23 protein-coding genes and 1 pseudogene are annotated in these 19,630 nt (G+C 70.4%); 10 read left to right on the top strand and 14 right to left on the bottom strand.

The window, feature by feature from the left end; translation table 11 throughout:
- Positions 1-24 precede the first annotated feature (24 nt).
- From AC1DQF_RS00190 to AC1DQF_RS00215, 6 genes and pseudogenes are all read right to left on the bottom strand, one after another.
- Entirely contained in the window at positions 25-660 is a 636-nt protein-coding gene (locus AC1DQF_RS00190) for a hypothetical protein (RefSeq protein ID WP_477523180.1), read from the bottom strand.
- A gap of 197 nt (positions 661-857) precedes the next feature.
- The gene (gene aqpZ, locus AC1DQF_RS00195; RefSeq protein ID WP_477523181.1) at positions 858-1,616 is read right to left on the bottom strand and encodes an aquaporin Z; all 759 of its coding nucleotides are present in this window, start codon (positions 1,614-1,616) and stop codon (positions 858-860) included.
- Positions 1,617-1,800: 184 nt separating this feature from the next.
- Positions 1,801-2,430 (bottom strand): FMN-binding negative transcriptional regulator, encoded by a 630-nt coding sequence (locus AC1DQF_RS00200; protein ID WP_477523182.1) that lies wholly within the window; start codon positions 2,428-2,430, stop codon positions 1,801-1,803.
- 92 nt (positions 2,431-2,522) lie between these two features.
- Positions 2,523-2,852 (bottom strand): annotated as a pseudogene (locus tag AC1DQF_RS00205) (maleylpyruvate isomerase N-terminal domain-containing protein); the annotation flags it as partial.
- Positions 2,765-3,169: an NUDIX domain-containing protein gene (locus AC1DQF_RS00210; RefSeq protein WP_477523183.1), complete on the bottom strand. Its 405-nt coding sequence runs from the start codon at positions 3,167-3,169 to the stop codon at positions 2,765-2,767. The pseudogene AC1DQF_RS00205 and the gene AC1DQF_RS00210, both read right to left, overlap by 88 nt.
- A gap of 126 nt (positions 3,170-3,295) precedes the next feature.
- Positions 3,296-4,540 carry a glycoside hydrolase family 1 protein gene (locus tag AC1DQF_RS00215; protein ID WP_477523184.1) on the bottom strand — a complete coding sequence of 415 codons (1,245 nt, stop codon included), beginning with the start codon at positions 4,538-4,540 and terminating at the stop codon, positions 3,296-3,298.
- A gap of 109 nt (positions 4,541-4,649) precedes the next feature.
- On the opposite strand from AC1DQF_RS00215, the gene AC1DQF_RS00220 reads away from it, so the two are divergent.
- Positions 4,650-5,801 (top strand): alpha/beta hydrolase family protein, encoded by a 1,152-nt coding sequence (locus AC1DQF_RS00220; RefSeq protein ID WP_477523185.1) that lies wholly within the window; start codon positions 4,650-4,652, stop codon positions 5,799-5,801.
- A 4-nt stretch (positions 5,802-5,805) separates the two neighbouring features.
- Complete coding sequence (locus AC1DQF_RS00225) at positions 5,806-8,103, top strand: alpha-L-rhamnosidase (protein WP_477523186.1); 2,298 nt, start codon at positions 5,806-5,808, stop codon at positions 8,101-8,103.
- Here AC1DQF_RS00225 and AC1DQF_RS00230 read toward each other — a convergent pair.
- Positions 8,100-8,639, bottom strand: a complete 540-nt coding sequence (locus AC1DQF_RS00230; RefSeq protein ID WP_477523187.1) for a cupin domain-containing protein — start codon at positions 8,637-8,639, stop codon at positions 8,100-8,102. The genes AC1DQF_RS00225 and AC1DQF_RS00230 overlap by 4 nt on opposite strands.
- 131 nt (positions 8,640-8,770) lie before the next feature.
- On the opposite strand from AC1DQF_RS00230, the gene AC1DQF_RS00235 reads away from it, so the two are divergent.
- Positions 8,771-9,049, top strand: a complete 279-nt coding sequence (locus AC1DQF_RS00235) for a DUF2218 domain-containing protein (RefSeq protein ID WP_477523188.1) — start codon at positions 8,771-8,773, stop codon at positions 9,047-9,049.
- Between the two features lie 84 nt (positions 9,050-9,133).
- On the opposite strand, the gene AC1DQF_RS00240 is transcribed toward AC1DQF_RS00235, so the two are convergent.
- Positions 9,134-9,316 carry a hypothetical protein gene (locus tag AC1DQF_RS00240; RefSeq protein WP_477523189.1) on the bottom strand — a complete coding sequence of 61 codons (183 nt, stop codon included), beginning with the start codon at positions 9,314-9,316 and terminating at the stop codon, positions 9,134-9,136.
- A gap of 129 nt (positions 9,317-9,445) precedes the next feature.
- Complete coding sequence (gene glnA, locus AC1DQF_RS00245) at positions 9,446-10,864, bottom strand: type I glutamate--ammonia ligase (protein WP_477523190.1); 1,419 nt, start codon at positions 10,862-10,864, stop codon at positions 9,446-9,448.
- A gap of 193 nt (positions 10,865-11,057) precedes the next feature.
- On the opposite strand from glnA, the gene AC1DQF_RS00250 reads away from it, so the two are divergent.
- From AC1DQF_RS00250 to AC1DQF_RS00260, 3 genes are all read left to right on the top strand, one after another.
- Positions 11,058-11,831 carry a hypothetical protein gene (locus AC1DQF_RS00250; protein WP_477523191.1) on the top strand — a complete coding sequence of 258 codons (774 nt, stop codon included), beginning with the start codon at positions 11,058-11,060 and terminating at the stop codon, positions 11,829-11,831.
- Between the two features lie 24 nt (positions 11,832-11,855).
- Complete coding sequence (locus tag AC1DQF_RS00255) at positions 11,856-12,263, top strand: RDD family protein (RefSeq protein WP_477523192.1); 408 nt, start codon at positions 11,856-11,858, stop codon at positions 12,261-12,263.
- A gap of 100 nt (positions 12,264-12,363) precedes the next feature.
- The gene (locus tag AC1DQF_RS00260; protein WP_477523193.1) at positions 12,364-12,489 is read left to right on the top strand and encodes a hypothetical protein; all 126 of its coding nucleotides are present in this window, start codon (positions 12,364-12,366) and stop codon (positions 12,487-12,489) included.
- A 2-nt stretch (positions 12,490-12,491) separates the two neighbouring features.
- Here the strand turns inward: AC1DQF_RS00260 and AC1DQF_RS00265 are convergent, their stop codons facing one another.
- From AC1DQF_RS00265 to AC1DQF_RS00280, 4 genes are read right to left on the bottom strand one after another with little or no spacing between them, the layout of a single operon-like run.
- Complete coding sequence (locus tag AC1DQF_RS00265) at positions 12,492-13,196, bottom strand: DUF4191 domain-containing protein (RefSeq protein WP_477523194.1); 705 nt, start codon at positions 13,194-13,196, stop codon at positions 12,492-12,494.
- A gap of 59 nt (positions 13,197-13,255) precedes the next feature.
- Entirely contained in the window at positions 13,256-14,200 is a 945-nt protein-coding gene (gene lipA, locus AC1DQF_RS00270) for a lipoyl synthase (protein ID WP_477523195.1), read from the bottom strand.
- 55 nt (positions 14,201-14,255) lie between these two features.
- Entirely contained in the window at positions 14,256-15,248 is a 993-nt protein-coding gene (locus tag AC1DQF_RS00275) for a hypothetical protein (protein ID WP_477523196.1), read from the bottom strand.
- Positions 15,245-16,213 (bottom strand): ABC transporter ATP-binding protein, encoded by a 969-nt coding sequence (locus tag AC1DQF_RS00280; RefSeq protein WP_477523197.1) that lies wholly within the window; start codon positions 16,211-16,213, stop codon positions 15,245-15,247. The genes AC1DQF_RS00275 and AC1DQF_RS00280 overlap by 4 nt, the downstream gene beginning before the upstream one ends.
- A 159-nt stretch (positions 16,214-16,372) precedes the next feature.
- On the opposite strand from AC1DQF_RS00280, the gene AC1DQF_RS00285 reads away from it, so the two are divergent.
- Positions 16,373-16,819 carry a nitroreductase/quinone reductase family protein gene (locus tag AC1DQF_RS00285; RefSeq protein ID WP_477523198.1) on the top strand — a complete coding sequence of 149 codons (447 nt, stop codon included), beginning with the start codon at positions 16,373-16,375 and terminating at the stop codon, positions 16,817-16,819.
- Here AC1DQF_RS00285 and lipB read toward each other — a convergent pair.
- Positions 16,803-17,525: a lipoyl(octanoyl) transferase LipB gene (gene lipB, locus AC1DQF_RS00290; RefSeq protein ID WP_477523199.1), complete on the bottom strand. Its 723-nt coding sequence runs from the start codon at positions 17,523-17,525 to the stop codon at positions 16,803-16,805. The two genes, AC1DQF_RS00285 and lipB, sit on opposite strands and share 17 nt — an antisense overlap.
- An 85-nt stretch (positions 17,526-17,610) precedes the next feature.
- Between lipB and AC1DQF_RS00295 the strand changes: the two genes are divergently transcribed.
- From AC1DQF_RS00295 to AC1DQF_RS00305, 3 genes are all read left to right on the top strand, one after another.
- Positions 17,611-18,108, top strand: coding sequence for a hypothetical protein (locus AC1DQF_RS00295; RefSeq protein WP_477523200.1), 498 nt, complete (start codon positions 17,611-17,613; stop codon positions 18,106-18,108).
- Positions 18,109-18,260: 152 nt separating this feature from the next.
- Positions 18,261-18,836, top strand: coding sequence for a DUF222 domain-containing protein (locus tag AC1DQF_RS00300; RefSeq protein ID WP_477523201.1), 576 nt, complete (start codon positions 18,261-18,263; stop codon positions 18,834-18,836).
- A gap of 32 nt (positions 18,837-18,868) precedes the next feature.
- A complete protein-coding gene (locus tag AC1DQF_RS00305) occupies positions 18,869-19,495 on the top strand; it encodes an HNH endonuclease signature motif containing protein (RefSeq protein ID WP_477523244.1) in 627 nt (208 codons plus the stop codon).
- Positions 19,496-19,630 lie beyond the last annotated feature (135 nt).

Below are 19,630 nucleotides of genomic sequence, written 5' to 3' on the forward strand. Positions count from 1 at the left end.
CTTCGACCGGGCGACGCCGACCGATCAGCCCGGCTGAGAGGACGTTGTCTGCTCCGGGGTTGTGAGGGGAGTGCCGGTCGGCGACTCCAGCGACGGCGTCGGCGACTCGGTGGGGGAGGGACTGGCCGTGTCGCTCGGAGTGGTGCCTTCGCTAGGCGTAACGGTCTCCGAGGGCGACTCCGTCGGTGTGTCGGAGGGAGAAGGCTTGGGTTGCGGCGTCGAATCTGGCTGTCTCACCCCCGGGATGGTGGTCTGTGTGTCCTCGTCGCTACCACCCGTGTACGACGACACCGCCTTGCCCGTCGTCAGCTCGACGGCGGTGATGACGACCATGACCCCGACGAACAGGATGACCGCTCCGACGGTGATCCGCTTCCAAGGCAGACCGTGCCGGGCCGCCAGAGCCGGCTCGGGCGGTCCCGGCGGGGCCTGGTCGCGGGCGGCCGGACCTGCCTTCAAGCCGGCCTCCGCGCGCTTGCGGCCCCCCTTGATCCCGCGGCTGTAGGCGTGGGTCGCAACGCTGGCAACCACGCTTCCGATCGCGGCTCCGACGATCGTGCCCGCCACGCCCAAGGTCGACAGGAGCAATGCGGCGGACATCGCGGCACCGGCCGCTGCCGCGACCTGCCCCCAGTTCAGCCGGTTGTCGTCCTCGTCCACGACGCGAGTATGGCAAGGACGTCAGCCGCAGGACATGGGCATGCGGCCCAACACCCGGCTTGGCCGCGCGATGACCAATCCGAGCGAGCGCTCGTCGCGGGCCTCACCCAGGTCGGCGAGCACGGCACAGGAGGCCGAGCCTGCCGAGGTACGTGCCTACGTGCGGGGTTCAGCGCCGAGACTGTTGACGCCCGGACTCAGGTCTCCATGGCTTCGGGGAGGCTGACGGCGGCATCGTCGCCGAGCAGGGTGGCGTAGGTGACGCCAGCGATCAGGGCACCGGCGATCGGGGCGACGACGAACAGCCACAGTTGCGCGATGGCGTCTGCGCCTGCGAACACTCCCACACCGATGGACCGCGCCGGGTTCACCGACGTGTTCGTCACCGGGATGCTGATCAGGTGGATCAGGGTGAGCGCGAGGCCGATGGCCAGCGGTGCCAGCCCCTTGGGCGCGCGAGTGTCGGTGGCGCCCAGAATCACCCACAGGAAGACGGCCGTCAGCAGAACTTCGATGATCAAGCAGGCGAGCAGGCTGTAGCCCATCGGTGAGCGATCGCCGTAGCCGTTCGAGGCGAAGCCGCTGTCCACGGCCGAGAAGCCGTCCAGCCCGTTGGCCACGACCAGCAAGACGGCGCCAGCCACGACCCCGGCAACCACCTGAGTGGCGATGTAGGCAGGGGTGTCCTTCCAGGCGATCCGGCCCCCAGCCGCCGCACCCAGGGTGACTGCGGGGTTGAAGTGGCCACCAGAGATGTGGCCGACCGCGTACGCCATGGTGAGGACCGTGAGGCCGAAGGCGAGCGCGACGCCTAGCCACCCGACACCGACATCGGTGTTGGTCGTAGCGAGAACGGCCGTCCCGCAGCCACCGAAGACGAGGACGAACGTGCCGAGGAACTCGGCCGCCAGGCGCTTGCTCATGCTCGGCGCGATTGCCATCACGATCACCTCCACGGTGCAAACCTGGGGGACGGTCCTCTTGCAGTATGGCGGCGAGTAACGCAAGACGCGTCCCGGTACAGACCACCCCGCAGACGGGGGCAACGCCCTCAGCAGTCATCCTGGCCCCTTTGCTCCCACGTCCGCAGATGCCGCGACCCGTGCGTCCGCACATGGCGATGAGCGGACGGGGGCGACCTCAGTCCTGGCTGAGCAAGGCGGCCATCTCGTCAGCCACCGCCTGGTCGCCGGGTCGTCCGTCTGCGCGGAGGCCGTCGATGACGCCCACGCGGTCGGCGTCTGAGCGGTTCTGGCTCAGTTTCGCCTTGCCCTCCACGCGCGTCACCGTGAGTTGGACTCCAACGATGCCCCGCAGCTGTCCCTCGATGTAGGGAGCCGGTGCATCGCTGACCTGCCAACGCTGGTCACGCGGCTCCTCGTGCTGAGCGGTCAGGTCCGTCACGGCTGCGCGTAGCCACTCTGGGTCCTCGTGGACCCGAGCCATGCCTGTCAGGTGAACCGCGCTGTAGTTCCAGGTGGGCACGACCTTGCCGTGCTCAGCCTTGGCGGCGTACCAACTCGGGGACACGTAGGCATCTGGGCCCGTCACGATGAGCAGCGCTGGGGTGTCAGTCTCGATCTCGCGCCAGTGCGGGTTCGCCTTGGCGAAGTGGGCGATGACGGTGTCGGCCCTCCATACCACCGGAAGGAACGAGGCAGCCGGGGCGGCGCCGACTCGGCTGGTGACGAACCAGCCCACCCGGACATCGGCAACGAACTTGCGTAGGTCGCCCTCGTCGTCAGCGCGGTTGAACGGTGGCGTGTACATGAACCCGATGCTACGAAGGGGCCGTCGTCTTGACGCACACCCGTCCGCTCATGCCGCACAGTGCGCGTCGGCGCGCGCGGATCTGGATGTGCCGCGGCCTTGTGTCGGAGCACGATGGATGCGCCCTCGAGCTTGCGGTCATCGAGGGTCCATGCGGGCGCGTCCGCCGCTGTTGCAGCCAGCACTTCGACTACGGCATGAGTCGCCCACTGGTGGACGCCGCCGAGGTGCACCACAAGATCCCGCACAGTCCAACCCGGACAAGATGGGACCGGAGCGTCGAGCTCTACATCGCTGTTCAGAACCCGGATCGCCGATGACAGAGCATCGGATCTCAGCGGCCGTGGCTCTGTAGCGCCTCCACCAACGCCGTGCGTACGACCACATGCGGCGGGGGAGGGAAGCCTTCGAGGCTGAACCACCCGATGTCGTCATGCTCCTCGGGAGCGACGTTGGCCGGCGTTCCTTGCCAGTCAGGCACGAGCCAGGCGCTCAGGTGGACCGGCTCATCGTCAGGTCCCACCGTGAGTCGGCACAGATGGGTGGCGGCGGCTGTCGCTACCTGCACGCCGAGTTCCTCGTCCAGCTCCCGTGCAAGCGCGTCGAGCTCTGATTCGCCGGCCTCGATGAACCCACCTGGCAGGTCCCACAGGTCAGGGTAGGCATGCTTGTCGGGCCTCCGATGTACGAGCAGGACCCGACCTTCGCGCATCAGCGCGCCCACAACGACCAGGTGCATGGGCTCATCAGAGCAGAGACGTGTGACAGCCCGGGGGGACAGGCAGAAGGGAGTCGATGGCCGAGCCGCGGCCTGACACGACACCGACGTCGACCATGCCGTCAGCCTGCCACGACCGGCTCCCTGCTAGCCCTGGACGGCGTTTGCCTTGGCGATCGCGGCGAGGACGCCGACGCTCGGCTTGGYGGTCCGCTCGAAGGTCTCCCGGTCCACCTCGTGCAGGCCGAGCTGGTAGTCGTAGCCGAAGATCCACTCGAAGTTGTCCAGCAGCGTCCAGTGGGTGTAGCCGACGACCGGCACCCCGTCCTCGATCGCGTCTAGCAGGTGCACCAGCGACGGCTCGATGAAGCCGGCGCGCTGCCGGTCGTCGGTGGTCGCCATGCCGTGCTCGGTGACGAGCACCGGCACCCCGGAGACCTCGTGCGCCCAGCGGGCCGCCCCGGCCAGGGAGGCGGGCTCGATGACGGTCCCCATCTGGTTGCGCTCGGCACCCTCGGGAGCCTCGACCTTGCCGTGGGCGTCGTAGGGCACCCGCTCGTAGTTCTGCACGCCGATGAAGTCGTCGTCGCGCGCCACCTCCAGGAAGTGCTGGTAGCACTCGCTCCGCTTGCGGTCGCGCACCGACGGGTCGTCGCCGACCACCACGTCGTCCATGATCGCCAGGGACAGGCCTACGGGCAGGTCGGGACGACGCGACTTGATCACCTCGCGTGCCGCGACGTGGCCGGCGGTCATGCCCTGCTCGAGAGCGTCGAAGTCCTCCGGCAGGCAGACGTTGCCGACGCGGTAGCGCTCGACCCCGGAAGCGACGGAGGCGGCCTCGAGCGTGACCCGCTCGAGGTCGTGCACGAACTGCGGCAGGCCGTACCAGCTCAGGACACGCGTCAGGTTGGGCTCGTTGAACGTGATGGCCCAGCCGATGCGGTCGCCGAAGCGGGCCATGACCGCGTCGCAGTAGCGCGCGAATGCGGCAGGAGCCCCGTCGTCGAGCCAGCCGCCCTTCTTCGCGAACCAGTGCGGCGAGGTGAAGTGGTTGAGCGTCACGACCGGCGTCATGCCGTGCTCGAGGCAGACGTCGACGATGGCCTCGTAGTGGTCGAGCGCCTCGTCGGAGAAGACGCCCTCGGTCGGCTCGACCCGCGCCCACTCCACGGAGAAGCGGTACGCCGTCAGGTTCATCGCCGCGGCCAGGTCCACGTCCTCGCGCCACCGGTTCCACGAGTCGCACGCCTTGGCGGACGGTTCGCGGAACACGGTTGGCGTCACGTTCTCGAGGAACCAGGTGTCGCTGTCGACGTTGTCGCCCTCGGTCTGGTGGCCGGATCCGGCCACGCCCCAGAGGAAGTTGTCAGGGAATGCTCGAGTGTTCACCGTCACATTCGACGGCGGGACGTGCCCGTCGCGGAACCCCGGATGCCGGATACCTCGCATCACCACGCGCTGGTTCCACCATCGAGTGATGGGCGGCACAGTCGGGGGCATGTTCGAGTACTTCACCGGCCCCAAGTACGTCTGGAACCTCGGCGTCTGCGCGACGCTGAACAACGGAGGTGCCATCGACGAGGTCGACCGCGCCTGCCGGCCCGCGCGCGAGGCGCCGGACGTGAACACCGGCAGCAGGGTGTTCATGCAGTCGTGGAAGGCCGTCRCCGACCAGGTCGCCGACCAGGCCCGGGCGTCCGAGGCCGCCGGCCACCTGCGGACCGCGGGCCAGCAGTGGTACCGGTCGGGGCTCTACGTCTGCCAGGCCGAGCGGATGCTCAGCAACACCGACCCCGGCCGACGCGAGTTCTACCAACAGGCTCTCGACGCGTTCGCCAAGGTCTTCGAGATCGCCGACCCCGCCACCTCGCGCGTCGAGGTGCCGTTCGAGGGCACCACCCTGCCGGCGTACTTCTCCAACGCGAGCAAGGACGGCGAGCCGGTGCCGTGCGTGGTCATGTGGAACGGCCTGGACTCCACCAAGGAGCACATGTACACCTCGGGCTGGCCGCAGGAGATGCGCGAGCGCGGCATCTCGGTGCTGATGGTCGACTGCCCGGGATCGGGGGAGGCGCTCCGCTTCCAGGACCTGAAGGCGCGCATCGAGACCGAGGCCTGGGGGACTGCGTGCGTCGACTACCTCGAGACCCGCACGGACGTGGACGCCGACCGGATCGGTCTGGCGGGCTGGTCGCTGGGCGGCTACTACTGCCCGCGCGCGGCGGCGTACGAGAAGCGCTTCAAGCTCGTCGCCGTCTGGGGCGCCAACCACAACTGGGGCGAGGTCCAGAAGAAGCGGCTGCAGCGCGAGGGCGAGAACCCGGTGCCACACTACTGGGAGCACGTGCTCTGGGTCTGGGGCTTCGACGACGTCGAGAAGTTCATCGAGTACGCAGAGGGCGTCCAGCTCAACGGTGTGGTCGAGGAGATCACCGTCCCGTTCCTTATCGCGCACGGCGAGAACGACCGCCAGATCTCGGTCGACTACGCCCACCAGTCCTACGACCAGGCGGTGAACAGCCCGAAGCGCGAGCTGCGGATCTTCACCGTGGACGAGGGCGCGGCCGAGCACGTCGGGCTCGACCACATGCCGCACATCAACGCGTTCGTCGCCGACTGGGTCGAGGACACCCTCGCCGAGCTCGGCTGACGCGGTGAGCGCCTCCATGGGCGGCGTCGTACCGCTCACCAAGCAGCTGGCCGCCCAGGAGGTCGGCTGGGCCGCCCGGATGATCACCCCGGACGCCGACCTCGACGGAGCACCCGTCTTCCGTCGACGAGTCCGCCTCGCGGGCGAGCCGCGACGGGCCACCCTGCACGTGACGGCCCTCGGCGTGGTCGAGGCGAGCGTGAACGGCCGACCGGTCAGCGACGAGGTGCTGGCGCCGGGGTGGACGAGCTACGAGTGGCGCCTCCGCTACCGGAGCCACGACGTCACCCACCTCATGGAGCCCGACACCGAGATACGGCTGCACGTGGGCAGCGGTTGGCACCGCGGTCGCCTCGGCTTCCACGGCAACCGCAACCTGTACGGAAGCGAGCCCGGCGCCTTCGCCCAGCTGGAGATCGAGTACAACGACGGCATCACCGCGGTCATCGGGACCGACACGTCGTGGGAGGCAGGGGCTTCCAGCGTCGCGGCCGACGACCTGTACGACGGCCAGACCGTCGACGCACGCCGGGTCGAACCGGACACCTGGGTCCGCACCCGCGAGCTGGACTTCGACACCGCCCGGCTCGACGGCTCCGAGCACCCCGCCATCCGCCGCCACGAGTCGGTGCGACCGGAGCGCGTCTGGGTCGCTCCCAGCGGCGAGACGCTGCTGGACTTCGGCCAGAACCTGGTCGGCTGGCTGCGGTTCACCGTGCAGGGGCCGGAGGGAGGCACCATCACGGTCCGCCACGCTGAGGTTCTCGAGGACGGCGAGCTCTGCACACGACCGCTCCGGACCGCTCGGGCCACGGATCGTCTGGTGCTGAGCGGGGGCGAGGACTTCTTCGAGCCGAGCTTCACCACGCACGGCTTCCGCTACGCAGGCTTCACCGGCTGGCCCGGGACTCCGTCCGCGGACGACGTGGAGGCCGTCGTCGTGCACACCGAGCAGGCGCGCATCGGCCACTTCTCCTGCAGCGACGAGCGACTCAACCGCCTGCACGAGAACGCCGTGTGGTCCTGGCGCGGCAACTCCGTCGGCGTCCCGACCGACTGCCCCCAGCGCGACGAGCGCCTCGGCTGGACCGGGGACCTGGCCGTGTTCGCGCCCAGCGCCGCCTACCTCTTCGACGTCGGCACGTTCCTGCAGCAGTGGCTGGTGGACCTCGCCCTCGAGCAGTCGCACGCGGACGGACGAGTGCCACTGGCGGCGCCGGACTGCCTGAAGTTCGAGGCCCCGCCCGAGGGCCTCCCGCCGATGGACGCCTCCGCCATCTGGGCCGACGCGTCGGTCTGGGTGCCATGGACCCTCTTCACGGCGTACGGCGACGTGGACGTGCTGCGCACCCAGTGGACCTCGATGCTCGCGCACGTCGAGCGGGTGCGCGACCGCCTTCTCTCCGAGCGTGGCCTCTGGGAGGGCGGGTTCCAGTTCGGCGACTGGCTCGACCCCACCGCGCCGCCCGACGACCCCGGACGGTCGCGTGCCGACACGGGTGTCGTGGCCACGGCGGTCTACCACCGTTCGGTCCGCCTGGTCGCACACGCTGCCGGAGTGCTCGGGCTCGAGGAGGACCGCGCGACGCTCCTCGCGTTGGCCGACGACGTACGAGCCGCGTTCCTGCGGCACTACGTCGACGGTCGTGGCCGCGTGCACAGCGACTGCCCCACGGCGTACGCGCTGGCCCTCGAGCTGGGCCTGCTGGACGAGGATCCCAGGCGGGCCCTCGCGGGCGACCGGCTGGCGCAGCTGGTGCGGGCGGAGGGGCACCACATCGGGACGGGCTTCGCCGGCACGGCCTTCGTCCTCGACGCGCTGGTCGGCACCGGCCACCTCCAGGACGCCTACGCCCTGCTGATGCAGCCCGAGTGCCCCTCGTGGCTCTACCCCGTGACCATGGGTGGGACCACGGTGTGGGAGCGCTGGGACTCCCTGCTCCCGGGCGGCTCGGTCAACCCCGGCGACATGACGAGCTTCAACCACTACGCCCTCGGGTCGGTGGTCGACTGGTTGCACCGCACTGTCGGGGGTCTCGGAGCGGTCGAGCCTGGATACCGACGCTTCCGGGTCGCGCCCCGTCCGGGCGGCGGCCTGACGAGTGCCGAGACGAGCCTCCGGTCACCGCACGGGCTGATCCGGGTCGCCTGGACCGCCGAGTCCGGCGTGGTCGCGACGCTCGACGTCGAGGTGCCCGAGGGATGTGTCGCCGAGCTGGATCCCGGTGGGGGGTGGCCGAGCACGCTCGGCCCCGGACGCCACTCGCTGTCGGCGGCGGTCACGGATCCGCCGGACGTCTAGTCCCYGGGGCCCTTGCGCGACAGGCGGTCCAGCGCGCCGTCGGGAAGAGTCGCAGCGAGCTCGGGAGTGAACTCGCCGTCCACCAGGACGAAGCAGACCCTCGCTGCGGAGTCGCCGCGGTTCGCCCACGCATGGTCCGTCCCCCGCTGTACGACGATGTCGCCGGCGTGGAGGGTGACCTCGGAGTCGTCGAGGACCAAGGTGATCTCTCCCTCGAGGACGATGCCGTAGTCGACCGACGCGGTGCGGTGCACGGGGGACTGGAGTCCGCGCTCGTCGAGGTAGCCCGGTGCAAACTCGTTGATCCGGATCTTGGTGCCCAGCGGTGGAGGCGGAACAGCGAGCTCCCGCTCCGTCGGGTCGACGTCCTCGGCGGCGGTCAGCGGCGCCGGTGCGCCACTGGTGCTCCAGATCTCGTGGAACGCGACCCCGTCGTCGGGGAGCTCGCGGCTAACAGGTGCTGGACCGTCCGAGAGGACGAGGGAGACGCCTTCGGGGGAGTGCCCGGTGACGACGCGACGGGGGACTGTGGGCACTGCACGACTCCTCTGGCTGGCTGTCCCGCCAGCCTAGGAGCCGGTCGCCCCGGTGGGGCATCCGCGTCGGTGATCCGTGGCATCGACGGTCCCTCTTTCGTACCCGCGTCCCCCCGTGCTTGGCTGGAGCCATGAGCAAGCACGGCACCATGGCCACCGACCGTCCCGACCGCTACGCCAAGCAGCTCGCCAGCCACTGGGCGGCCAAGGCGACCGTCACCGAGGACGGGGACTCCCGCACGCTGGTCATGGGCGATGGCCAGACCGTCGTCCTGCGCCCGGCCGCCGGCGCCCTCGAGATCGAGGCCAGCGTGCCCACGGACGGTGACCTGGACCGCTGGGCCCAGGTGGTCGCCGCCCACCTCACGAGGTTCGGCCAGCGAGACGAGCTCGAGGTCGTCTGGGCCTGACCCAGACGGGCTGGAGAACCTCCGGTCAGACGCCCGTCACGTGCTGGTCACCGGCGCCTCTCGCGGCATCGGCCGCGCGAACGCTCAGGTCCTGCACCGCGAGGGCGCGCACGTCGGCACCCTGAGGAAGCCGGCCAGGTAGGGGCTCAGCTCGTCCAGAGCGACCCGGGGCAGCACGTGGCCGACGTACTGGTCGAGCCGGACGACGACAAGGGCACAAAGGTCGCGGTCGATGCCGCGCCGAGCCAGCCCGGCGCGACGGCTCATCGCGGGCACTCGGTGGGTGGGCGCGGCGAAGCCCCCGCCCTGGGACCCCCTGATTCTCGGGGGAATTCGGGGAACCCGGGCAGGGGCCTCGCGTTTCGTACAGGTCAGGGGCGGTGTCGCCCCTCTTGCTCAGATGTCGTAGTAGAGCTCGAACTCGTGCGGGTGCGGCCGCAGCTGCACGGGCAGGATCTCGTTCGTGCGCTTGTAGTCGATCCAGGTCTCGATCAGGTCGGGCGTGAAGACGTTGCCCGCCGTGAGGAACTCGTGGTCCCTCTCCAGGTTGTCCATCACCGCGTCGAGCGAGGTGGGCACCTGGTCGATGTCGGCCATCTCGTCCGGCGGCAGCTCGTAGATGTCCTTGTCGATCGGGGCCGGCGGCTCGATCTTGTTCTGGATGCCGTCGATCCCGGCGAGCAGGAGCGCCGAGAAGGCGAGGTACGGGTTCGCCGACGGGTCGGGGCAGCGGAACTCGATCCGCTTGGCCTTCGGGTTGGCACCGGTGATCGGGATGCGCACACAGGCCGAGCGGTTGCGCTGGGAGTAGACCAGCGAGATCGGGGCCTCGAAGCCGGGCACCAGTCGGTGGTAGGAGTTCACCGTCGGGTTGGTGAAGGCCAGCAGCGACGGGGCGTGCTTGAGGATGCCGCCGATGTAGTGGCGGGCCATGTCCGACAGGCCGGCGTACCCGGTCTCGTCGTAGAAGAGCGGGTCCCCGTCCTTCCAGATCGACTGGTGGCAGTGCATGCCGGAGCCGTTGTCGCCGAAGATCGGCTTGGGCATGAACGTCGCGGTCTTGCCGTTGCGCCAGGCGGTGTTCTTGATGATGTACTTGAACTTCATCACGTCGTCGGCGGCCTTGAGCAGCTCGTCGAACTTGTAGTTGATCTCGGCCTGACCGGCCGTGCCGACCTCGTGGTGGGCACGCTCCACGAGCAGTCCGGACTTCTCGAGCTCGATGACCATCTCGTCGCGCAGCTCACCGAAGTGGTCGTAGGGCGCGACGGGGAAGTAGCCGCCCTTGTACTTGACCTTGTAGCCGCGGTTGTTCTCCGTGGAGCCGCTGTTCCAGGCGCCGGCCTCGGAGTCGATGTGGTAAAAGCCCGCGTTCGCCGAGGTCTCGAAGCGCACGCTGTCGAACACGTAGAACTCGGCCTCGGGGGCGAAGTAGGCGGTGTCGCCGATCCCGGTGGAGGCGAGGTAGGCCATCGCCTTCTTGGCGATGTTGCGAGGGTCGCGCGAGTAGGCCTCGCCGGTGATCGGGTCGTGGATGAAGAAGTTGACGACCAGCGTCTTCGAGACGCGGAAGGGGTCGATGTAGGCCGTGGTCACGTCCGGGAAGAGGGACATGTCGGACTCGTGGATCGCCTGGAACCCACGGATCGAGGAGCCGTCGAAGGCAAGGCCGTCGTCGAAGACCGACTGGTCGAACGAGGACACGGGCACAGTGAAGTGCTGCATCACACCGGGCAGGTCACAGAAGCGGACGTCGACCATCTCGACGCCCTCGTCCTTGATGTACTTGAGCAGCTCGTCGCTGTTGCTGAACATGCGTCCTCCTGGGCGGCGACCGGACGGACGCGCACCGAAGTGTGTGGAACCGACGTGGAGTACGGCGCACCGTTGCACCGGATGCCCGTGAACCTACGCACGGGCCGTTTCTCGACCGTATCTCGTTTGTTTCGGCGATGTAACAGATGTCCCGGCCACCGGGCCGTTCCGCGGACCCTCCTAGGGTCGTGCCATGGCTCTCCCGATCCGTCCTGCCCGTACGCCGTCCCTCCTGGCCGCCGCTCTCGCGACCTGCGCGCTGGGGCTGAGCGCCTGCAGCGATGGCGGAATCGCAGGGACGGGCGGCGGTGACGCCGCGGCGTACGACACGACGACGCTGATGCCCGCTGTCAGCGAGGCGGTCGCGGGCGAGGAGTCGGCCCACGTCACCCTCGGCACGCAGGAGTCGGCCGACGACATCGAGGCCGACGTCAGCTGGGGCGAGGACCCCGCCCTGGTGGCCGTGACCGGTGACCAGACCGGAGCCGGGCTCGAGGTGCGCCGCGTGGACGGCCGGGTGTACGTCGGCGGCGCGGCCGCGAAGGACCGGTGGCGCTACCTCGAGGAGGACGACCCGCGCCTGCAGGGCGCCGACGGCTTCGACGCCGGCGTGGTGCCGATCCTGCTCGCCATCGACGTACCGGCCGAGATGGCGGCCCTCGAGGCCGGGGTCACCGCCGTCGGTGAGGGGACCGCCGACGAGGTGGCGGGGGAGGAGGCGACCCGCTACGACCTCACCCTGGACACGAAGGCCTGGCTGGCCGAGCTGCCCCAGGAGTCCATCTACCGGGTCATGGACGTGCCGGCCGAGCTCGACGCGAAGCTGTGGATCGATGACGACGCCCGCCCGGTGCAGCTGGCCTATCAGGTGGGCGCCGACGCCGCCCGGTCGGCGCTGGTCGGCTGGAGCGCCTGGGGCGAGCCCGTGGAGGTCGAGGCGCCGGAGGGTGCGAAGCCCGTCCGCTGAGGCGTGCCACCTAGGCTGGGATGCGTGAACGACACCGCCACCACCGCCGTCGAGGCGGCCTCCTGGCGCCGGCGCATCGTCGCCCTCGTCATCGACTGGTTCGCCTGCACGCTCGTGGTGGTCGCCTTCATCGGGCCTCGTGCCTGGAGTGACGACCCGCTGTCGGGCTTCTACGTGCTGGGGGTCTTCGTCGCCGAGTCGGCGCTCTTCACTGCGGTCGCCGGGGGCTCGTTCGGCAAGCTGGCGACCCGGATCCGGGTCGTGCGCAACGACGGGTCGTACGGGCCGGTGTCGTTGCTGCGCTGCGTGCTGCGCCAGGTGCTGGTGGGTCTCGTGGTCCCGCCGCTGATCTTCCGTCCCGACGGTCGTGGCCTGCACGACATGGCGGCCGGTTCGCGCACCGCCCGGTTGGCGGACCTCCGCGCGATCTGAGGTAGCCGGAGCCCGCGGCCGGGGCGTTGTCCCGATGTGCGCATGGGTGCCTCAGGGCGAGAGTCGGGTATACGAGCAACACCCACCCGAGGAGCCCCTCATGTACAACACCTACGTCATCCAGACCGTCGCCCGCCAGCAGGTCGATGAGCGCGTCACCGACGCTGCTCGGGCCCGCCGGGCGCGCTTGTCACGCCGCACGAGGGAGGACGAGGGACGCCGGTAGGGTCAACGGCCGCGCTGCTGGCCGCGGTTGCCCTTCATCGAGGTGGGCACCGGGCCCTTGGGCAGCGGGATGGCGCCGCGCTGGGCGTCGATCGCCTTGAGGCGGTTGAGCACGTCGGTCATCTCGCCGGGCTTGAGGTCCTTGCCGAGCTTGGAGACGTGGCGGACCAGCTTGTCGAGCGGGACCTGGCCCTCGCCGTTGCCGCACACGACCTCGTGGATCGGCGTGTCAGGGAGCACGCGCTCGTGCTTGCGGCGCTCGGTGGCCATCAGGGTGCGCAGGCGCTGCGGGTTGCCCTCACCGACGAGCACGATGCCGGGCGGACCGACGACGCGGTGCACGACGTCCTGCTGGCGGTTGAAGCCGACCACCGGGTCGGTCTTCCAGCCACGGCGCAGCATGGTGAGCGCCGAGGCGGCGGCACCGACCTGGCCCTCCATCTGTCCGTACGCCGCCTTCTGCGCCCGGCGTCCGAAGACCACGAGGGCGAGGAGGAGGCCGACCAGGAACGCGCCGACGATCGCGAGCACCAGCGCGAGGGTGCCGTCGCCGGGCAGGAACCAGATGACGGCGAAGCCGATGGCCGCGCCGAGGACGAAGGCGCCGAGGATCCACAACCCGATGGTGCGGTCGGTCTTCTTCGCCATCCGGTACGTCTGGATGAACTGCTGCCGCCTCGAGGTGGGCGGAGTGGCGGCGGTCGACATGCGGGCCCTTTGCTACGTGCGGAGTCTGGCGTGCGGGAGCTGGTGACAGGTGGAGAGGTTCAGGCGGTGACGCTGGCGGTGTCGCGCGCGTCCATGGCCTGACGGTACAGCCGACCGGCCCGGTAGGACGAACGCACCAGCGGACCCGACATGACCCCGGAGAAGCCGATCTCGTCCGCCTCGTCCTTGAGCTCGACGAACTCCTCGGGCTTGACCCAGCGCTCGACGGGGTGGTGCCGGGGCGAGGGGCGGAGGTACTGGGTGATGGTGATGAGCTCGCAGCCGGCCTCGTGCAGGTCGCGCAGCGCCTGGCTGACCTCCTCGCGCGTCTCGCCCATGCCGAGGATCAGGTTGGACTTGGTCACCAGGCCGAAGTCGCGGGCCTGGGTGATGACGTCGAGGGAACGGTCGTAGCGGAAGGCCGGACGGATGCGCTTGAAGATGCGCGGCACGGTCTCGACGTTGTGCGCGAGCACCTCGGGACGCGACTCGAAGACCTCGCGGAGCAGGTCGGGCTTGCCGTTGAAGTCGGGGATGAGGTTCTCGACCCCGGTGCCGGGGTTGACCTCGTGGATGGCGCGCACGGTCTCGGCGTAAAGCCACGCACCGCCGTCCTCGAGGTCGTCGCGGGCGACGCCGGTGATGGTGGCGTACTTGAGCTGCATCTTCTGCACCGACTCGGCGACGCGGCGCGGCTCGTCGCGGTCGAGTGGTTGCGGCTTGCCGGTGTCGATCTGGCAGAAGTCGCAACGACGGGTGCACTGGTCGCCACCGATGAGGAAGGTCGCCTCGCGGTCCTCCCAGCACTCGAAGATGTTGGGGCAGGCCGCCTCCTGGCACACCGTGTGCAGGCCCTCGGACTTCACGAGATTGGTGAGCGCGGTGTACTCCGGACCCATCCGCGCCCGGGTCTTGATCCATTCCGGCTTGCGCTCGATGGGCGTCTCGGCGTTGCGGATCTCCAGGCGGAGGAGCTTGCGTCCTTCGGGTGCCGGTGCAGTCACGCCGTCACTGTACGCCGCGCCCGGAGGCCGCCCAATTCGGCCTGGGGGAGCCGATTCACGGGATGTCACGGCGGGTGAAGGAGCCCAGCGCGGCCGCCACCACGAGCAACAACCCGGACAGGAGGTAGGCCGCCGCCGCTCCGGCCGTGAGCACGCGCTCGCCGGTGCAGACCATGCCGGTCCCGTCGTCCACGCAGGTCTGCTCACCCGCGGTGTAGTACGTCGTCCCGTCGGTGATCCAGGCCGCCACGTTGAGGTGGGGCATCCACCGCTCTGGCGACTCGAAGGGCAGCACCGCGATGAGGAACGAGCCGGCGAGGACGACCGCGAAGAGGATCCCCAGCGTCGCGACGGTGCTGCGGAAGAGCATGGTCGTCGCCAGTCCGGCCAGTCCCGCTCCCGCGGCGAGGAGGGCGGCGCGCAGGACCTGCCAGCCGATCTCGCCGCCCACCCCGTCGGCCGTCGGGAGGTCCCGCGCGCGGGCGACCCCGGCGAGGCCGAGCCACCACACCGCGCCGACGACCAGCCCGAGCGCCACCCCGGCGACGACGACGGCGCCGGCCTTGGCGGCGTACACGCGCAGTCGTCGGGGCTCGAAGAGGAGCTGGTTGCTCATCGACCCGCTCGCCCAGTCGGCGCCCACGAAGGTCGCGCCGAGCAGCATCATCAGGCCGGCCACGACGATCGCGATGGCGGTGCCGCCGCCGTCGAGCTGGGCGCGCAGGTCCAGGGGCTCGCGGAACTGGCCCGACCACCACGAGGTGACGAGCGTGCGGCACTGCTCGGTCACGGCGGACGCGTCGGCGGGGACCTCGTCGGGCGGGAGGTACTGCTCCGGCTTGCGCTCGCACCGACGCAGCTCCTGGGCGAAGCCCGGCTGGGCCTGGGCCTGCTCGGTGGCCTGCTGGACCTCGGCGTCGGAGTAGGGACGCGAGTCCCACACCGTCCCCGCCCAGATGAGGGCCGGCACCACGAAGGCTGCGACCAGGAGCACCAGGCACGCGCGGCGCCAGCGCAGCCGGGTGAGCTCGACACCGAGGAGCCTCATGCGTGACCAGCCCCGTCCGTGGTCGTGGTCGGGACGCCGAGGGTGTCCTGGGACGTCAGCTCGAGGAACACCGTCTCGAGGTCGGGGCGCACGGACGTCAGCTCGGAGAGCCAGATCCCGGCCTCGCCGAGGGTGCGGGTGATGTCGGCGGCCGGGGCGTCGGTCTCCACCTGGAGCGATGTCCCCGCGTCGCCCGAGACGGCGTACGGACCGGCCTCGAGGGCGCGGCGGGCGGCGTCGGGGTCGTCGACGACGATCCGGTACGCCGTGCTGGCGCCGAGCAGGTCCTCGACCCGTCCGGAGGCGAGCAGGCGGCCGTTGCCGATGATCGTCGCGGAGGTGCAGACCTGCTGGACCTCGGCCAGGATGTGCGAGCTCAGGAGCACCGTGACACCGGCCTCGCCCAGGGTGCGGATCGTCTCGCGGATCTCCCGGATGCCGGCGGGGTCGAGGCCGTTGGTGGGTTCGTCGAGGATGAGCAGTTGCGGGTCCTTGAGCAGGGTGGCGGCGATCGCCAGGCGCTGCTTCATGCCCAGCGAGTAGGACCGGTAGCGGTCCCCGTCGCGCCCGGTCAGTCCCACGGTGTCGACGGCGGCGTCGACGCGGTCGGCGGCGATGCCCTTCGAGCGGGCCAGGATGGTCAGGTTCTGCCGACCGGTGAAGTGGGGGAGGAACTTCGGCATCTCCACGACGGCCCCGACCCGGTCGATCACATCGGGGAGTCCGGCCGGCACCGGGGTGCCGAACAGCGCCATGTCACCCCGGGTCGCCCGGGCCAGGCCCAGCAGCATCCGGATGGTGGTGGTCTTGCCCGACCCGTTGGGCCCGAGGAAGCCGTGCACCCCGCCGCGCGGGACCGCGAGGTCGAGGTCCTGCACCGCGACCCGTGTGCCCCGTCGTCCGGTGAACTCCTTGCGCAGTCCCCGGGTCTCGATGACCAGGTCTGCAGTGGCCGTGCTGGTCACGGCTCTCCCTCCCGGACGTCGACGACGACGTCCTCCCCGTGGAGGGCACTGTGGCAGCCGCCGGGGACAGCGGTACCGCGGCGCGCCGTCAGCGACCGGAGAGGCCGTTGACCGCCGCGGTGCAGGCGAGGACGCTGGAGTCCTGAGGAGGGACCGACGATGGGGAGCCTGCGGCACCGCTTCGTGAGGACCGGCAACGCGATCGGCGTCTGGCTGCACCGCGCGGCGGGAGGCCGCCTCGACAGCGGGGGCAAGGCGCGGGTGCTCATGGTGACCTCGCCGGGCCGACGCTCGGGGCTGCCCCGCTCCACGATGGTGCGCTTCCTCGAGCACGAGGATGCCTACGTGGTGTGGGGGACCGGCTCCGGCTCGCCCACCGAGCCCGACTGGTTCCGCAACCTGCGACAGGCCGAACGCTCGAGGATCGAGATCGGGACGCGAGGCCTCGACGTACTGCCGGAGATCCTCGTCGGACCCGAGCGGGACCGGGTGTGGCGCGACGTCGTGCTGGCAGAGGCGCCCGAGGTCGCGAAGTACGAGCGCAAGGCCGGGCGGGCGATCCCCGTGGCGCTCCTGAGACCGGTCGAGGTCAGCGACCCGGGGTGACCAGGGCGATGCGCGGGCCGTGGGCGGGCTCGGGGCGGGCCTCGTAGTCGGGCGTCGCGTCGTACGGCGCCCACGCGAGGTAGTCGGTGAGGTGCTCGCGCACGATCGGCAGGACGTCCTCGACGGACACGTCGCGACCGAGCTCCGTGCTCAGCGAGGTGACGCCTGCGTCGGCGATGCCGCAGGGGACGAAGCGGTCGTACCAGCCGAGGTCGACGTCGCAGTTGAGGGCGAAGCCGTGCATCGTCACGCCCCTGCTCACGCGGATGCCGAGCGCGGCGATCTTGCGCTCCGGGCCCTGATCGTCGGCGCGGAGCCAGACGCCGCTGCGGCCGGGTACCCGGGCGGTCGTGACGCCGAGGTCGCTGCACACGCGGATCAGCGCCTCCTCGACGCGGCGCACGTAGTCGACGACCTTGACGTGGTCGGGCAGCGGGACGATCGGGTAGCCGACGAGCTGCCCCGGTCCGTGGAAGGTGATCTTGCCGCCGCGGTCGACGTCGATGACGTCGGCGCCGCCGGGGTCGAGCGGGCGCTCGTGCGGGTCGGTGCGCTTGCCTGCCGTGAAGACGGGTGGGTGCTCGAGGAGGAGCACGGTCGGCTCCTGCTCACCGGCCACGACGCGGGCGTGGACCTCGCGCTGGAGCTCCCAGGCGGAGAGGTAGTCGACGGCCTCGGGTCCCAGCCCGGCGATGTCGAAGCGCATGGTCGTCAGCGTACGCCGCGCCGTCGCCGGTCCTGCCTGTGGATGAGCGCCGACGCCCTCGGTCGATCTGCGGCACCGTGGAGGGGTGGACCCGCGACGACTCCTCCCGATCCTGGTCGGACTCACCCTGCCCGTCGTGCTCGGCACCGGCGCGCTGGTCGCGCTGCGGCCGGACCCGAGCGGCGCGGAGGCGCGACCCGTGGTCGCGGCTCTCGACGGACCCCGCTCCGTCCTCGCGGACTGGGACGCCCGGCGGGCGCGCGCGTGGACCGCCGGCGACGTGGATGCGCTGCGTGACCTGTACGTCGAGGGGTCGCGCAGCGGGCGCGCCGACGTGCGGATGCTGACGTCGTACGTCGACCGCGGGCTGTCGGTGCGCGGCCTGGAGACCCAGGTGCTCGCCCTGTCGGTGGTGGAGGTCTCGACGGGAGTCGTCGACGTGCGCGTCACCGACCGGGTGCGTGGTGCGGAGGCGGTCGACGGGGGGACCGTGATCCCCCTTCCCGACGACCGACCCTCGACGCGCCGGGTGCGGCTGCGCCTGGTGGAGGGGGAGTGGCTCGTGGACGAGGTGGAGGAGTGAGTCGCCGACCGGGCGTTGCCGCGCGCCTCGAGCACGCCTCCCTGCACAGCCACATTCTGGGTATGTGAATCGCACACCTGTTCGATTAAACTAGGTCTACGCCGCCGCTCCCGCTCGTGGGACCGCGTGGCGGGTGATCAGTGGGGGATGGGATGACGAGCGGACACCTGGTCCAGGAGTGTGGCGAGGCGATCTCGGCCGCGCTGGACAAGGTCGGCCAGGTCGAGCTCCTCTACCTCGCGCCGACCGAGAAGGCCGCTGCGCTGGTGGAGCTGGCGCGGCTGGAGTCGCGGGTGGCGTCGATCCGGCTGCGGTTGATGGCGGTCGCCGACGACGTGGCCGAAGAGGCGGGTGACCGCGACGTGGCGGCGTGGTTCCAGCGGGCCGTGAGGGCCGATCGTGGCCGGGCACGTCGGGACCTGGCCCTCGCCCGGTCCCTGGAGCAGCGATGGGCTGTCCTGGCCGAGGGCCATGGGTCCGGTGAGGTGTCGACCGCGCAGGCCGACGTCATCGCCCGGGCCCTTGATGACCTCCCCGACGACACCCCGGCGGACGTCGTGAGAGATGCGGAGCGGGTGCTGGTCGAGCACGCCGCCACGTTCACCCCGAACGAGCTGCGGGTGCTGGGCGGTCGGATCCTCGACGTCGTGGCCCCGAGGTCGGCGACGAGCAGGAGCGCAAGCGCCTCGAGGACGAAGAACACAAGGCCCGCAAGACGACGTCGCTGACGACGCGTTCGCACGGTGACGGGACCACGACGATCCGGATCCGGGTSCCYGACGCCACGGCCGGCCGGTTGCTGACGTACCTGCATGCGTGGACCAACCCCCGCAAGGACGACGGTTCCGACGCCAGCGGGGGSGAGCAGAGCGCCGTGCCGTACGCGACCCGTCTCGGTCATGCGTTCTGTGCGCTGCTGGAGCACCTCGACCCGACGAAGCTCCCCCGCCACGGWGGGACYGCSACCKSGGTSGTSATCACCATGGACTTCGACRCCCTCGTCAGTGGGCTCGGGGTCGCGACCACCGACACCGGCCACCGCATCAGCGCCTCCGAAGCCCGGCGCCTGGTCTGCAACGCCGGCCTCATCCCGGCCGTCCTGGGTGGCAAGTCCGAGGTCCTCGACCTCGGAAGGTCGAAGCGGCTCTACGAGAACGGCCCGCGGCGGGCGATGGACCTTCGCGACAAGCACTGCCGTGCCGAGGGATGCGACATCCCCGCCGCCTGGTGCGAAGCACACCACCTCATCCCCTGGAGCAAGGGCGGCAAGACCGACCTCGCCGACGGCCTCCTCCTCTGCTCCCACCACCACCACCGCGCGCACGACGACAGATACCTCCACGACCGACTCCCCAACGGCGACCTGAGGTTCCACAGACGCAGATAGGAAGCGCACCAGCGTGATCGACCACCGCGCAGAGCCGCGGGCAACCACCTACGCGCGGAGGGATGGCTCCTCGAGGCACGCGATCCACTCGAGCACGTCCACGGACCCCTCGTCCTCATCGTCGAGGGAAAGGAG

Source organism: Nocardioides sp. P4_G4, from assembly GCF_056401085.1.

What these genes read in the sequence shown, in the direction of transcription:
- AC1DQF_RS00200 (WP_477523182.1), bottom strand. Translation starts at nt 2,430, where the DNA reads ATGTACACGCCACCGTTCAACCGCGCTGACGACGAGGGCGACCTACGC.
- AC1DQF_RS00210 (WP_477523183.1), bottom strand. Translation starts at nt 3,169, where the DNA reads ATGCACCTGGTCGTTGTGGGCGCGCTGATGCGCGAAGGTCGGGTCCTG.
- AC1DQF_RS00235 (WP_477523188.1), top strand. Translation starts at nt 8,771, where the DNA reads ATGAGCAAGCACGGCACCATGGCCACCGACCGTCCCGACCGCTACGCC.
- AC1DQF_RS00240 (WP_477523189.1), bottom strand. Translation starts at nt 9,316, where the DNA reads ATGAGCCGTCGCGCCGGGCTGGCTCGGCGCGGCATCGACCGCGACCTT.
- glnA (WP_477523190.1), bottom strand. Translation starts at nt 10,864, where the DNA reads ATGTTCAGCAACAGCGACGAGCTGCTCAAGTACATCAAGGACGAGGGC.
- AC1DQF_RS00250 (WP_477523191.1), top strand. Translation starts at nt 11,058, where the DNA reads ATGGCTCTCCCGATCCGTCCTGCCCGTACGCCGTCCCTCCTGGCCGCC.
- AC1DQF_RS00260 (WP_477523193.1), top strand. Translation starts at nt 12,364, where the DNA reads ATGTACAACACCTACGTCATCCAGACCGTCGCCCGCCAGCAGGTCGAT.
- AC1DQF_RS00265 (WP_477523194.1), bottom strand. Translation starts at nt 13,196, where the DNA reads ATGTCGACCGCCGCCACTCCGCCCACCTCGAGGCGGCAGCAGTTCATC.
- AC1DQF_RS00275 (WP_477523196.1), bottom strand. Translation starts at nt 15,248, where the DNA reads ATGAGGCTCCTCGGTGTCGAGCTCACCCGGCTGCGCTGGCGCCGCGCG.
- AC1DQF_RS00285 (WP_477523198.1), top strand. Translation starts at nt 16,373, where the DNA reads ATGGGGAGCCTGCGGCACCGCTTCGTGAGGACCGGCAACGCGATCGGC.
- lipB (WP_477523199.1), bottom strand. Translation starts at nt 17,525, where the DNA reads ATGCGCTTCGACATCGCCGGGCTGGGACCCGAGGCCGTCGACTACCTC.
- AC1DQF_RS00300 (WP_477523201.1), top strand. Translation starts at nt 18,261, where the DNA reads ATGACGAGCGGACACCTGGTCCAGGAGTGTGGCGAGGCGATCTCGGCC.